The 14780-nt window shown below is 71.4% G+C and carries 7 protein-coding genes; 1 reads left to right on the top strand and 6 read right to left on the bottom strand.

From position 1 onward, the window contains the following. Positions 1-21 precede the first annotated feature (21 nt). The 6 genes from ACFFJG_RS14775 to ACFFJG_RS14800 all read right to left on the bottom strand — a co-directional run bounded on the left by ACFFJG_RS14775 (position 22) and on the right by ACFFJG_RS14800 (position 11683). Positions 22-2490 carry an ExeM/NucH family extracellular endonuclease gene (locus tag ACFFJG_RS14775; protein ID WP_378519546.1) on the bottom strand — a complete coding sequence of 823 codons (2469 nt, stop codon included), beginning with the start codon at positions 2488-2490 and terminating at the stop codon, positions 22-24. A 213-nt stretch (positions 2491-2703) separates the two neighbouring features. After that, positions 2704-5043 carry a bifunctional metallophosphatase/5'-nucleotidase gene (locus tag ACFFJG_RS14780; RefSeq protein ID WP_378519547.1) on the bottom strand — a complete coding sequence of 780 codons (2340 nt, stop codon included), beginning with the start codon at positions 5041-5043 and terminating at the stop codon, positions 2704-2706. A 140-nt stretch (positions 5044-5183) separates the two neighbouring features. Beyond that, positions 5184-5804 carry a CDP-diacylglycerol--glycerol-3-phosphate 3-phosphatidyltransferase gene (gene pgsA / locus ACFFJG_RS14785; RefSeq protein WP_378519548.1) on the bottom strand — a complete coding sequence of 207 codons (621 nt, stop codon included), beginning with the start codon at positions 5802-5804 and terminating at the stop codon, positions 5184-5186. Beyond that, positions 5801-7264, bottom strand: coding sequence for a 30S ribosomal protein S12 methylthiotransferase RimO (gene rimO, locus ACFFJG_RS14790; protein WP_378520343.1), 1464 nt, complete (start codon positions 7262-7264; stop codon positions 5801-5803). The genes pgsA and rimO overlap by 4 nt, the downstream gene beginning before the upstream one ends. A gap of 124 nt (positions 7265-7388) precedes the next feature. Further along, the gene (locus ACFFJG_RS14795; RefSeq protein ID WP_378519549.1) at positions 7389-9050 is read right to left on the bottom strand and encodes a helix-turn-helix domain-containing protein; all 1662 of its coding nucleotides are present in this window, start codon (positions 9048-9050) and stop codon (positions 7389-7391) included. Then, on the bottom strand, positions 9050-11683 hold the full coding sequence (locus ACFFJG_RS14800; RefSeq protein ID WP_378519550.1) for an FtsK/SpoIIIE family DNA translocase: 2634 nt from the start codon (positions 11681-11683) through the stop codon (positions 9050-9052). Before ACFFJG_RS14800 ends, ACFFJG_RS14795 begins: the two co-directional genes overlap by 1 nt. A 256-nt stretch (positions 11684-11939) precedes the next feature. Here ACFFJG_RS14800 and ACFFJG_RS14805 point away from each other — a divergent pair. Then, on the top strand, positions 11940-14780 hold a 2841-nt coding region (locus ACFFJG_RS14805), incomplete at its 3' end, for a M4 family metallopeptidase (protein WP_378519551.1).

Below are 14780 nucleotides of genomic sequence, written 5' to 3' on the forward strand. Positions count from 1 at the left end.
TGCTGCGGGTGCTGCGACGGCTCACTGCGAGCCCGACCCCCCGGGTGCCGGGAGCCGCAGCCCCACGACCTCAGGGTTGTGGTCGGAGGCCGCGAACGGACCGGTGGAGTAGAGGTCGGTGCCGACGTAGTTGTAGCGGCTGTACTGGTAGTAGAGCGGCTCGTTGGCGTTGATCTCCCACACGTCGACGCCGGTCACGAGGCGGCGCGCGGCGACGTTGGCGAAGACGTGGTCGAGCGAGCCGGACGTGCCGCCGAAGCTGTAGCTCTCCTCGTCGGCGTCGTCGGTCGACTCCAGGGACTCGAAGCCCGCGGCCTCCAGGACCTGCACCGGGTCCTCCATGGAGTAGGCGTTGAAGTCGCCGGTCAGGAAGACCCGGTCGGTGCCGTGGTCGGCGGCGAACTGGTTCGCGAACGACGCCAGCGCCGTGGCCTGCGCCACCCGGTCGGGGTTGGCGTTGCCCTGACCGGTGCCGTCATCCACACCCGAGCCCTTGGACTTGAAGTGGTTGACGATGACCGCGAACTTCTGCGACGACCGGCTCTTGCGGCCCATGAACAGCTGCGCCAGCGGGTCGCGCGCGTTGTCGAACGCCGGACCGTCGTAGATGACGCTCTCGTCGACCGGCTTGACGGTGGCGGGGTCGTAGATGAAGCCGGTGCGGATGACGTCCTCGGTGGCGGGCAGGGTGGACGGCGACTTCACGTAGGCCCACCGCTTCGACCCGGCCGCGCGGTTGAGGGCGGCGACCAGCGTCGAGATCGCCTCGTCGCGGTCGGCGCCGTCGACGGTGCGGGAGTTCTCGAGCTCCTCGAGCGAGACCACGTCGGCGTCCATGGTGTTGATGGCGTTGACGATCTTGGCCTGCTGGCGCTCGAAGTTCGCCAGGTCCCACGCACCGCGGGGGCCGTTGGGGCCGCTGCAGCTGCGGGTGGCGATGGGGTTGTCGTCGCGGTCGACGTAGGCCGAGCACCCGGCGACGTCACCCCCGAGCGTGGTGAAGTAGTTGAGCACGTTGAACGTCGCCAGGCGGATGTCGCCGCCGACCGGGGCAGGGGCCGCGGGCCGGTCCTGCTCGAACGTCACCAGCCCGGTGGGTGCGCCGACCACCTGGCGCTGCGGCTGCAGCTTCCAGCCGAAGCGGTAGTCGAGGACGACCGGCTGGTCGAAGCGGACGGCGGCACCCACGCGCACCGTGTGGTCCTTGGTCAGCCACGGCACCGGCTGGTCCTGGGCTCCGGCGGTGTTGCTCGTGTTCCAGTAGGTGGCCGACGAGCCGTCGTCGAGCACGACCAGGTGGGCGGTGTTGTAGCGGGTGCGGGCGGCGATGCCCTCGGTGTCCTGGGCGTCGACGACCTCGGTCGGCGTGACGAGCGGGATGTCGGAGTCGGCAGCGAGACCGATCTCACCGAAGAAGCTCGACGAGGTGGCGCCGAAGTCATAGGCGTCGGTCACCGTCATCGGGTCCGACGGCAGGAAGGCCTCGCCCTCGTGCGCCTCTCGCGCGGCGTCGAGGGCCGCGCCGGTCAGGCAGCCGTCGCCCGGGAGGGCGCAGTCGGTGCCGGGCACGACCGTGCGGGGCACGACCGGGGCCAGAGGCTGGGCGAGCTCGGTGACGGTGGTGGCGTCGAGCTCGGTGAGCGAGCCGAACTCCTTGACCACGCCCTGCACCTCGACGGAGTCGCCCACCCCGATGGTCGAGGCGAAGCCGGGCTCGTGGACGAAGAGGCCGTCGGAGGCGTCCGGCGTGGTGTCGGGACCGCCGGTCTGGATGTAGAAGCCGTCGAAGCCGCCGGTCGGGAACGCCGCGGTGACGACTCCGCGGGTGGTGACGGTGGAGCCGACCAGTGGGCTGGCCGCACTGGTGCCCTGGATCTCGGCGATGGTGCGGTCGGACGGGGCGGGCGGGTCGGTGGGCGGGTCGACGACGCCGCCGTTGACGGCGTCGGGCGTGGGCGCGAGGGCGGAGAAGTCGGCGCTGTTGACGTCGGTGTCGCCCGCCGCCCTGCGCGAGAGCGACAGCGCGACCGAGTTGCCGGCGGCGGCGGTGCCCTCGGGGGCGTTGCTGGTGCCCCAACCGAGCTTGTCCACGACGCCTTGGCCCTGGGACGGGTCGACGGCGGACGTGGTGGAGGCGAGGGTCAGCGTGCCGCCGGCGGCACCGGGGTTGATGCCGGCTCCCGTCTGGTCGACCCCGGGCACGGGCTGGCCGTTGGAGCCGTTGCTGCCGCCCTGGAAAGTGAAGTACCCACCCGGGGCGATCGTGCCCGTGAGCGCGACGACTCCGGTGGAGGGTCCGCTGCTGCCGGCGGCTCGGTACTGCAGGGAGTACCCGGCGAGGTCGACGGGTGCTCCCGAGCGGTTCTGCAGCTCGACGTACTTGTGGGTGTAGGCGGCTCCGGCGGATCCCCCGTTGACGTAGGCCTCGCTGATGACGAGGGAGGTGCTCGCTGCGGTGGCCGGCGCGGTGAGGGCGCCGGTGAGGGCCACGGATCCTGCGAGGAGGGCTAGGCCCGACGCGGCCGCGAGGGGCCGGTGGAGAGGTGTGTGCCGAGATGACATGGAAGAGCTCCCAGAGTGAGGTGTGCTGGACCCGAGTCAGGCCCACCACTGGGCGAGAGGACCAGAGGCCCGACCATCACGCGGACGGCCGGGCCTCTGGGTGTGGAGCAGGGTGCTGCGGGTCGAGCCAGGGCCCACCGCTCAGCGGCGGTGCACCTTGACCATGACGACCTGCTTGGTGCCACGGATCTTGCGGTTGCCCAGGTAGGACACCACGATCTTCTTCTTGCCCGCCTTCGCGAAGCGGTCCAGGCGCAGGAACGCCTTCCCCTTCTTGAGCTTGACCGTGTAGGTCTTGCCGCCGGCCTTGACCTTGATCTTGCCGGTCACCTTGGCGATGCCGAGGGCCGAGGCCTTCAGCTTGAGGCGGGTGCGGGTCTTGCCGGCGACGATGCGCTCGGGCTTGGTGCGTGCCTTGAGCTCGCCCTTGGCCTTGCGGACCTCGATCGGCAGCGAGAACGACGTGCCGGTGGTGGCGCCGGTGAAGGTCAGCATCTGCTTGCCGGTCTTCGTCTTGCCCTTGAGCTTCACCGAGACGGCGCTGGTGCCGTAGGTGTCGAACGGGTCGTTGCCGATGGTGTTGTCGACCGGCGTCGGGGCCAGCGCGACGTCACCCGCCTTGATGGCGAGCGAGGCGTCCTTGGCGTCGGCCGGGGTGCTCATGGCCAGCGAGGAGAGGGTGAGCTTGACGTCCTGGCCGATGCGGTAGAAGCGCGGGGCCTGGGCCGGCCAGCTGACGCCGACCTGGCGCTGGTCCTTGTTGACCGCGAGCGGCGTGGTGGCGGCCTTGGCCGCCATGTAGTCGACCATCGCCTGCAGGTCGACCTTGCCGGTGTCGCGCTTGGCGGTGGCGGCGTTGAAGCCCCGGAAGTTGTCTCCGCCTCCGGCGAGGAACGAGTTGGCGGTCACCGAGTAGGTGGCCGCCTTGTCGATCGCCTTGCCGTCGAGCCACATGCCGGTGATGCGGTCGCCCTCGGGACGAGAGGCGTCGAAGGTGCTGAAGAAGCCGTTCGAGACCCCGAGGCGCAGGAACGGGCGCGACGGGACGCCGTTCTTGTCGTCACGCTGCCACTGCTGCTCGAGCACGGTCTTGATCTGCGCGCCGGTCATCTTCATGTTGACCAGCGTGTTGGCGAACGGCTGGACGACCGCGGCCTGCTTGTAGGACAGGTTCGAGGGGAAGCCACCGGCGGCACCGGTCATGTCCTGGCGGAGGCCGCCGGGGTTCATGAAGGCGATCTGGGCCGCACCGGCCTCGGGGGACGAGGTGGCCCAGCGGTGCACCTCGGCGACGAGGTTGCCGATGGTGGACTCGCCACCACGGTTCTCGCTGCCGTTGGCCAGCTTGGCGCGGTTGAACGGACCCGCGAGCTTGCCGAGGACCTTGGCGCCGAGCACGTCGGACTGCGCCACGGCGGCGTCGACGATCGTCTTGACCTGGGCCTTCTTGTCGATCGCGGCCTGCGCCGTCAGGGCGACGGTGTTGGCCGGGACGATGGCGTGGGTGTCGACCGACACCGTCTTGGCCGTGGTGTCGACCGTCATCGTGAGCACGTTGAAGTTCGTGCCGTACTGGCCCGACGAGACGACCGGGACCCCGTTGACGTTGCAGTCGTAGGCGAGGTGGGTGTGGCCGGAGATGATCGCGTTCACGTCGGTGCCGACACCCTTGACGATCTTGCCGAACGCGGAGTCGTCGGAGACGCCGCTGCAGCTGGAGGTGGCCGAGCCCTCGTGGACCAGCATGACGACGACGTCGGCACCCTGCGCCTTGAGCGAGGCGGCACCGGTCTTCACCTCGTCGACGATCGAGGTGATCTTGAGGTCGGCGATGCCTGACGGGGACACCAGGGACGGCAGGTCCTCGGTGACCGCCCCGACGAAGCCGACGTTCACGCCGGCGACGTTCTTGATCCAGGTGGCACCGTCGGACGTGCCGGGCGAGGCCGCGACGTCGGGGAGGGCGTAGGAGTTGTCCGACTTCTTGCGGACGTTGGCCGCGAGGTACTGCCAGTTCGCGCCACCGACCGGGTTGGTCGTGGCGTCATAGGGCTTCATGATGCGGTTCGTCAGGTCGCTGTAGCCCTGGTCGAACTCGTGGTTGCCGGCAGCCGAGACGTCCAGGCCCATGGCGTTCATCGCGTCGAGCGTCGGCTTGTCCTGCTGGATGAAGGACTCGAAGGTCGAGGCTCCGACCAGGTCACCCGCGGCGGCGAAGATCGTGCCGTCGACGTTGGGGTCCGGAGGCGCCTGGCGGTACTGCTCGATGGCCCCGGCGAACTGCGCGGCGCCGGCGACCGTGGTGGCCGTGGTGCCCTCGGAGACCAGTCGACCGTGGAAGTCGTTGGTGCCGAGGATCTGGATCGTGGCGGTGGCGGCGTGAGCCGGCGATGCCGTCGCGAGGACCGCCAACGGGGCTGCGAGCAGTCCCGTCAACGACGTCGCGAGGGCGATCCCGCGACCGGTTCGTGATGCTGACACGAGGTGGGCCTTTCGTCCGAGTGCTGTGAGTCGGCTCACCCTAACCCGATGCGCCGACACCGACGTCTCGGCGCGGCAACGATTTCCCGACCCGCCGGTCGGTCGTGCGCAAGGGCCTCGGACGGCGCCCCGGACGGGCCTCAGGCGGGGCTGACCCGCTGCCGTCGCACCTCTCGCACGAACTCCCAGCCCGACCACAACGTCATCACGACGGCGCCGGCGAGCATCACCTGGCTCAGGTAGAAGAGCGCCTCGCCGAGCGGGCCCGGCCAGAAGTCGAACGCCCCGCCGTGGGCGTCGCCGTGGGGCAGGGGCCAGGTCAGGCCGGCGAGCGCGAAGGCCTGCAGCACCGTCTTGATCTTGCCGCTCTGCGCCGCCGGGATGACGACCTGCTTGAGCACCGAGAGGCGCAGCAGCGTGACGCTCCACTCGCGCAGCAGCACCACGACGGTGACCCACCACCAGATGTCGCCGACCAGCGAGAGGCCGATGAAGGCCATGCCGGTGATGGCCTTGTCGGCGATCGGGTCGGCGATCTTGCCGAAGTCGGTGACCAGGCCGTGCTTGCGGGCGAGGTCGCCGTCGACCTTGTCGGTGACCATCGCGACGGCGAAGAGCGCGAAGGCGACCCAGCGCCACAGCGGGGAGTCGCCGCCGTCGTGGAGGAGCGCCCAGCCGAAGAACGGCACCATGACGATGCGCAGCGTCGTCAGGAGGTTGGGCACGTTCCAGTTCGACACCCGGTCGGTCCCGGTCGTCATGCGCGTGCTCCGTCCACCGGTGCGCCCGGACGGGCGACCAGGTCGACGCCGTCGGTGCCGGTGACGGTCGCGGTGACGAGGTCGCCGACGCGTGCGTCCGCGTGGAGGAGCACCGTCGTCCCGTCGACCTCCGGCCCCTGGTGGGCCGCACGGCCCTCGACCACGCCGTCCTCGACGGACTCCACGAGCACGACGACCTCCTCGCCTATGCGCTCCTCGGCGCGCTGCGCGTTGAGCTCCTCGACGAGCATCGTGACGTGCTCCGCGCGGGCGCGCACCTCGTCCTCGTCGAGCTTGAGGTCGTCGGCGAACGAGGCCGCCTCGGTGCCGTCCTCGTCGGAGTAGCCGAAGACGCCGGTGACGTCCATGCGGGCCGCGACGAGGAAGTCGCACAGGGTCTGCAGGTCGTCCTCGGTCTCGCCCGGGAAGCCGACGATGACGTTGGCGCGCACGCCCGCGTGCGGTGCGAGCACACGCACCTGCTCGAGCAGGCCGAGGAAGCTCTCCGGGTCGCCGAAGCGACGCATCCGCCGGAGCACCGCGGCGCTGGCGTGCTGGAACGACAGGTCGAAGTAGGGCACGACCCCCGGGGTCGTGGCGATCGCCTCGATCAGGCCCGGCCGCGTCTCGGCGGGCTGGAGGTAGGACACCCGCACCCGCTCGACGCCGTCGATGCCGGCGAGCTCGGGCAGCAGCGTCTCGAGCAGGCGGAGGTCGCCGAGGTCCTTGCCGTAGGAGGTGGAGTTCTCGCTGACCAGGAACAGCTCCTTGACGCCCTGCGAGGCGAGCCACTGCCCCTCCTGCAGCACGTCGCTCGGGCGCCGGCTCACGAAGGAGCCGCGGAAGCTGGGGATCGCGCAGAACGAGCAGCGCCGGTCGCAGCCGGACGCCAGCTTGAGCGGAGCCATCGGCCCGGCGCCGAGGCGACGGCGCACGGCCCGGGGGCCGCTCGCGGGCGCGCCCGCGCCGATCTCGCTGACGTCGGACGCGACGGGCTCGTGGCCCGGCACCGAGATGCCGGACGCGTCCCGGTCGACCGGGGAGATCGGCAGCAGCCGGCGGCGGTCGGACGGCGTGTGCGGGTGGTGGGCCTCGCCGGCCACGATCGCGCGGAGCTTGGCCGCGATGTCCGGGTAGTCGTCGAAGCCCAGCACGGCGTCGGCCTCGGGCAGCGACTCCGCGAGGTCCTTGCCGTAGCGCTCGGCGAGGCAGCCGACCGCGACGACGGCCTGCGCGCGCCCGCCGTGGCCGGCGGACGCCTTGAGGTCGGCCGCCTCGAGGAGCGTGTCGACCGAGTCCTTCTTGGCGGCCTCGACGAAGCCGCAGGTGTTGACCACGACGGTGTCGGCGTCCTCCGGGTCGTCCACGAGGAGGAAGCCGCCGGCCTCGAGCCGGCCGGCCAGCTCCTCGGAGTCGACCTCGTTGCGGGCACATCCGAGGGTGACGACCGCGACCTGCAGCGGGGAGGCCTGGTCGCGGGAGTCTGGGGCAGCGTCAGTCGTGGTCATCGCACCGGTGAGTATGCCGGTTCACCCCTCCGCTGCCCGCAACGACGACACGTGAGCACGCTCACCGGCGCCGCGCTCAGTCCGCGACGAAGGTGCCCTGCCCGGCGACGCCCGCCTCCCCGACCGGGCGCGTCTTGCCGCCCGCGACCGACACCGTCACGGCGCCGTCCGTGGACTCCACGCGGACCGGCGGCGAGGCCTTCAGCTCCTGGCTCTGGCCGACGGCGAGGCTACCCTTGAACACGATCGTCCCGGCGCCGTCGCGGACCAGCACCCGCGCCCCGCCGGACGGGGCGCTGACCACGACGGCGACCGGATCGGCGACGGGCGCGGAACCGCCGCCCTTCGGCCCGCCGGAGCCGTTGAGCACCGGCGTGGCACCGCGCAGGTCGGGCGGGGTGTCCATCACGAGACGGGCGATCGACCACGCGAGCACGAGCGCCATCACCACCGCGACCAGGACCGACCAGTTCGGCCCGCCGCGGGTCCCGCGGATCGAGCCGTTGGCACCGGTGGCGAGCTCGGCCTCGAAGACCCGGCGCGGGTTGATCGGGGCGTGCGCGTAGCGCTCGTCGTACGACGCGAGCAGCGGGGCGGCGTCCACGCCGAGCACGCGGGCCAGCGTGCGCAGGTGGCCGCGGGCGTAGAAGTCACCGCCGCAGGGCTCGAAGTCGTCGACCTCGACTGCCTCGATGACGTGCGGGCGGATCCGCGTGCGCTCGGCGAGCTGGTCGACGCTCAGGCCGAGGCGGGTGCGGGCCGCGGCGAGCTCCGGGCCGATGACCGGGTCCTCGGCCGGCTCGACCTCGAAGTCATCGAGGACCAGCGGCTCGACGGGCTCGCCCGGGCGAGCGATCGCGCGGACCCGGTCGCCCCACGACTGCGTCTCCTCCACGAGGCTGACCCGGCCCGGGCGGCGCAGCTCGCGCCCCTCGGGCTCCTCGTCCTCCACCTCGACCTCGCGGTGGACCTCCGAGCGGCGGGCCACGCCGGTCTCGCGCAGCGCGGCCGGGGTCGGGCTGGCCACCACGGCGGGCGGTGCCTCGGGCTCGGCGACCTCGGCGACCTCCTCCACGTCCTCGACGTCCTCGACCGGTGCGTCGACGGCATCGCTGACCTCCGGCTCCAGCACGACGACCTGGCTGGCGTCGCGCGCGACCCGGGCGAGCGCCTCGGTGAGGTCGCCGTCGGCTCCCGTCACGCGGGTGGCCAGGCCCAGCGGGACGGCCAGCGGCGCACCGTGCAGCAGGCGCGAGATGCTCGTGTGCCGCTTGCCGGCGCCGGTCAGCTCGGACTCGATCAGCTCGAGGTTGTGCGGGACCACGACGAGGCGGCCGTCGTGCAGCGGACCGCGGCGCGGCAGGTGCTCGACGTGGTGCACGGCCGTCCACGGCAGGCCCCGCCAGGTGCGGCCGAGCCGGATCCGGATGCCCTGGACGTCGGCGACGAGCAGGGGCGTGCGGGCGTCGACCAGGCCGGCGAGCCAGTACGCGCCGAGCAGGCCCATCACGACCACGAAGGCCCAGTCGAGCGCGGACCCGGACTGGGTGGCGCGGCCGAGGTAGGCGATCGCGACCGCGGAGGCGGTCAGCCCGACCCCGGCGGCGACACCGGCGTGACGGCGCACCTCCACGGCGTCGGGGGCCACGCCCAGCGGCTCGGCGGGGACGTCACGGTCATCCCCCTGCGCTCCGTCGTGCTCGCGGGTCTGGTCCTCGTGCAGTGCTGCGGCGCCCATCAGGCTCCCCCCTCCAACGTGGCGATCACGGAATCGATCTCGTCCGGCTTGACCAGGACGTCGCGTGCCTTGGAGCCCTCGCTGGGCCCGACGACCCCGCGGCTCTCCATGATGTCCATCAGGCGGCCGGCCTTGGCGAAGCCCACGCGCAGCTTGCGCTGGAGCATCGAGGTCGACCCGAACTGCGTGGAGACGACGAGCTCGATGGCCTGCACGACCAGCTCCATGTCGTCGCCGATGTCGTCGTCGAGCTCGCGCTTGGACTCCTTGGGAGCCGTCACGTCCTCGACGTAGGTCGGCTCGAGCTGGTCCTTGCAGTGCTTGACGACGGCGTGGATCTCGGCCTCGGTGACCCAGGCCCCCTGGATGCGGGCGGGCTTGCTGGAGCCCATCGGCAGGAAGAGGCCGTCACCCTGGCCGACGAGCTTCTCGGCACCGGGCTGGTCGAGGATGACGCGGCTGTCGGCCAGCGACGAGGTGGCGAACGCCAGTCGCGAGGGCACGTTGGCCTTGATCAGGCCGGTCACCACGTCGACCGAGGGCCGCTGGGTCGCGAGCACCAGGTGGATGCCTGCGGCACGCGCCAGCTGGGTGATGCGCACGACGGCGTCCTCGACGTCGCGCGGCGCGACCATCATGAGGTCGGCCAGCTCGTCGACGATGACGAGGAGGTACGGGTAGGGCGAGAGCACCCGCTCGCTGCCCGCCGGCAGCTCGACCTTGCCCGCCCGCACGGCCTTGTTGAAGTCGTCGACGTGGCGGAAGCCGAAGTTGGCCAGGTCGTCGTAGCGCATGTCCATCTCGCGCACGACCCACGCCAGCGCCTCGGCGGCCTTCTTGGGGTTGGTGATGATCGGGGTGATCAGGTGCGGGACGCCCTCGTAGGCGTTGAGCTCCACCCGCTTGGGGTCGACCATGATCATCCGCACCTCGTCGGGCGTGGAGCGCATCAGGATCGAGGTGATCATCGAGTTGATGAAGCTCGACTTGCCGGAGCCGGTCGCGCCGGCGACCAGCAGGTGCGGCATCTTGGCGAGGTTGGCCACCACGAAGCCGCCCTCGACGTCCTTGCCGAGCCCGGCGACCATCGGGTGGTGGTCGGAGCGGGCCGTGCTCGAGCGGAGCACGTCGCCGAGGGAGACGATCTCCTTGTCGACGTTGGGGATCTCGATGCCGATGGCCGACTTGCCCGGGATGGGGCTGAGGATCCGCACGTCGGCCGACGCCACGGCGTAGGCGATGTTCTTCGACAGCGCGGTGACCTTCTCCACCTTGACCGCGGGGCCGAGCTCGACCTCGTAGCGGGTGACCGTCGGGCCGCGGGTGTAGCCGGTGACGGTCGCATCGATGTTGAACTCGTCCATCACCTGCATGAGGCGCTCGACGACCGCGTCGCTGGCCTTGGAGCGCGCCTTGTGCACCGATCCCGGCTTGAGCACCTCGTTGGCGGGCAGGGAGTAGGTGATGTCGCCGGACAGGGCGAGCTGCTCCACGCGGGCGGGGAGCGGCGTGTGGGGCGGCGGCTCGAGGGCGCCGGCCTCGTCGCGACCGGCCGGCGCGTCGACGGCCGGCGTGACCTCCGTCGGGGCGTCGGCGAACAGGTCGATGCCGTAGTCCTCGACCGGCTCGGCGTCGGCCTTCCTGCGACGGCGCTTGGTGAGCTCGCGCTCGGCCAGCACCGGGCTGTCGTAGGCCGGGTCGCCCATCTCGGGGTCGACCTCGTCGTCGAGCATCGAGCGGCGACGGGTCCGCACGGGCGCCGTCGGCTCGTCGTGGGGCTCGTCGGCGTGCGTGCGGCCGAGCGCACGGTCGCGCAGCTCGGCGAGCCGCGCAGGCACCTGGTAGACGGGCGTGGCGCTGATGATGAGCACGCCGAACGTCATGAGCAGGGCCAGCAGCGGCACCACGACGTAGGGCGTCTGCATGAGGTCGAGCAGCAGGCTCGAGGTGACGTAGCCGACCGCGCCGCCGGCCGACTGGAGGTCGGTGGCGTCGCCGAGGACCGGCTGCGGGTTGCCGTTGGCGATGTGCACGATGCCGAGCAGGCCGAGCGTGAAGGCGGTCCAGCCGATCACCTGGCGGCCCGCGGGGCCGTTGCGCTCGGGGTCGCGCAGCGTGCGCCAGCCGGCCCAGACGAGGAACAGCGGCACCAGCCAGCCGACCTTGCCGACCGCGCCCGAGGTGACAGAGCGTGCGAGGTCCATCACGCCGCCGGGCAGCTGCCACCACACGGCGGCGGCCACGACGGTGGCCAGGCCCAGCAGGAACAGGCCGACGCCGTCGCGGCGGTGCTCGGGGTCGAGGTCGCGGGCGGACTGCCCGACCGAGCGCGCGACCGAGCCGACGCCGTGCGCCAGCCCGAGCCACACGGCGGCGATCCCCCGCCACAGCGCGCCGAACAGCCGGGACACCGGCCCGGGCCCGTTGCGCACGGCCCGCGGCGCCGGCCGTGCGGCCGGCTTGCGCGAGGACGCGCTCGAGCCCCCCCGGCCCTTCGCCGCGGAGGCGCGAGGGGCGGGACGCTTGCTGGTGGAGGTACTCCGTGATCGGGTGCTCGACCCACTGGTGCTGCGCTTGGATCCAGACGTGCTCGAGCTCCGCGACCCCGGCGGGGAAGACGTACGGGTCGCCATGGTCCGACCCTACGGCCCCGTCACACCCGCCACATGGATCACACAGGTGCGTGTCGCCACCATCCCTACCGTCCCGACGACCCGTGGCGGGATTCGTGCGCGACCCGGGCGGTTCCGGCGGACGATCTCCGGCGGGGATGCCGCTCTACCACCAAAGTCGGAAAAATTGGGGTCTTCCGGTTGAACGCTGCGGTACTTAGGGTGGCCCAGATCACTCGGGCGTGGAGTTCCGGGTGCGAGCGAGAGGTCCACTCTTTTGAAGCAGCTCAAGCGAAGCCAGGGACTGTCCCTCGGCCTCACTCTCATCGCCGCTGGCCTCGCCGCCCAGCCGGTGCTCTCGGCCCAGGCGGCCGAGACGGGCAAGGCGGACCAGTCGGTCATCAGCCGGATGAAGGACGCCGCCTCGGGGAAGGTGGACCTCAGGTCCAACCCCGCCACCGGCCGCGTCGGGTTCGCCCGCGCCGACGGCGCCCAGGCCGACCTCCTCCCGTCCGTGTCGGGCGAGGGCCGTCAGGGCGCCATCGCCAAGGCGACGGCCTACCTCGACGACTACTCCGCCGCCTTCGGCGCACGCCCGGGCGAGCTCAAGCAGTCCGAGGTCTACGCCGGCAAGAACGGCTGGTCCATCACCTTCACCCAGTCCTACAAGGGCGTCCCGGTCTTCGCCGGCGAGATCAAGGCCCACGTCGACGCCGACGGTGACCTGACCTCGGTCAACGGCTTCGCCGCCCCCGACGTCTCCCTCGACACGACCCCCGCCCTGTCGCGGGAGCAGGCCTCGGCCAAGGCGCTGGACATCGTCCGTGCGAAGCCGGCCGGCTACGAGGACGGCGGCCCGCGCAACTACCGCGCCGGCCTCGCCGTCCGCGACGCCAAGCTCGTGGTCTACCGCACCGGCTCGCCGCGCGGCATCGCCGGCGAGTCGAAGCTCGCCTACGCCGTGGAGGTCTGGAACAAGAAGACCATCCGCGAGTCGCTCATCATCGACGCGGTGACCGGCAAGCCGCTCAACCGCTGGTCGATGATGGCCGACGCCCTCGACCGCGAGCTCTACGAGGCCTACCTCGACGACAACGGCACGCCCGACGACCCGGACGACGACTTCCCGAACGCCGACCTCGTCTACACCGAGGGCGACGACGACGCCCTCGCCGACCTCGACGCGGACCAGCTCAACGAGGTCCTCGGCACCGGTGAGGCCTACTGGCTCTTCCGCAACTCCTTCGGCTACAACGCCTGGGACGGCCGGGGCGGCAAGATGATCACGGTCAACAACGACCCGACCATCGACTGCCCCAACGCCAACTGGAACGGCGTCACCACCAACTACTGCACCGGCGTCACCGGTGACGACACCGTCGCCCACGAGTGGGGTCACGCCTACACCGAGTCGACCTCCGGCCTGATCTACCAGTGGCAGGCGGGCGCGATGAACGAGGCCTACTCCGACATCTGGGGCGAGACCGTCGACATGCTCAACGACCGCCTCAACGAGGAGGGCGAGCCCAACTCGCAGGACGGCACCGTCTACCGCACCCCCGGCAACTGCTCGCAGTTCACCCGGTCGCTGACGGACATGGCCATCACCTCCCCCGCCTACGTCGCCGGTCCGTGCGTGAACGTCCCCGCCTCCTTCGGCCCGGTCATCACCGAGACGCCGGTCGACGCGACTGCCGTGGTCGGCGACGACGCGGCCACCGGCACCACCTCGGACGGCGAGACGCCGGACACCTCGCCGACCAACGGCTGCCAGGAGTTCACCAACCCGGGCGAGATCGACGGCAACTGGGTCTACGTCGACCGCGGCGCGTGCTCGTTCGCGGACAAGATCGCCAACGCCGAGGACGCCGGTGCCATCGGCATCGTGGTCGGCAACACCACCACCGGTGCGCTGGGCTCCATCGCCGGTGACTCCGACCTCTACGGCGTGATGGTCTCCAACGCCGACGGCGCCAAGTTCAAGCAGGCTGACGCCCAGGGCGACCCGGTGGAGTTCACCATCGCTGCCCAGCCCTCGGACGCCGACCCGACCCACCGCTGGCTCTCCGGCGAGTCGGACCCGGCCTTCGGCGGCGCGATCCGCGACATGTGGAACCCGAACTGCTACGGCGACCCGGGCAAGGTCTCGGACGAGGAGTACGTCTGCGGTGACGAGGACGCCGGTGGCGTCCACACCAACTCCGGTGTGGTCAACCGCACGTTCGCCCTGCTGGTGGACGGCATCGACGGCCAGGGCACCGGCATCGGGCTCGACAAGGCGGGCTGGCTGTTCTGGAACACCCAGACCAACTACCTCACGCCCACGTCGTACTTCCCCGACCTGGCCGACGGCCTCGAGGCCTCCTGCCAGGACCTCAAGGGCATCGACCTCGACGGGCTGACCGTGGGCAACCCGACCCGTGACGACGGCGCCGACGGCGCGGCCCAGGGCGAGGTCGTCCGGGGTGGCACGACCGACGCCGACTGCGCCAAGCTGGCCGACGTCATCGCCGAGACGCAGCTGCGCCTCGACCCCAGCGCCGAGTGCGACTGGCAGCCCCTCCTCAAGCCCGGCGCCCCGGCGATCAGCTGTGGCGCGGGCACCACGACCTCGACCACCTGGTCCGAGGACTTCGAGGACGGCCTGGCCGGCTGGACGCAGGACGAGACCGTGGCCTTCTCCTACGGTGAGGGCGTCAAGTGGGAGGCCTCCACCAGCGCGCCGAAGCACACCGGCGGCGTGGCCTACGGTCCCGACCCGCAGGACGGCAACTGTGGCGCCCCCGGTGACCTGACCAGCCGCAACGGCCTGATCTCCCCCGCCATCACGGTCCCGGCCGGCACCACGCCGCGCATCCAGTGGGACCACTACATGGCCTCCGAGGCCAAGTACGACGGCGGCAACGTCAAGGTCAGCGTCAACGGCGGTGCCTTCACCCTCGTCCCGAACGACGCGTACCTGTTCAACGCCCCGGGCGGCAAGATGGACGCCGGCACCAAGCCGATGGCCAACGAGGCAGCCTGGACCGGTACCGACGGCGGCCAGCTCGGCGGCTCGTGGGGCACCTCGATCATCGACCTGGCCAAGGTGGCCAAGGCCGGCGACTCGGTGAAGTTC

The organism is Nocardioides zeicaulis, from assembly GCF_042432345.1.
GTDB lineage: Bacteria > Actinomycetota > Actinomycetes > Propionibacteriales > Nocardioidaceae > Nocardioides > Nocardioides zeicaulis.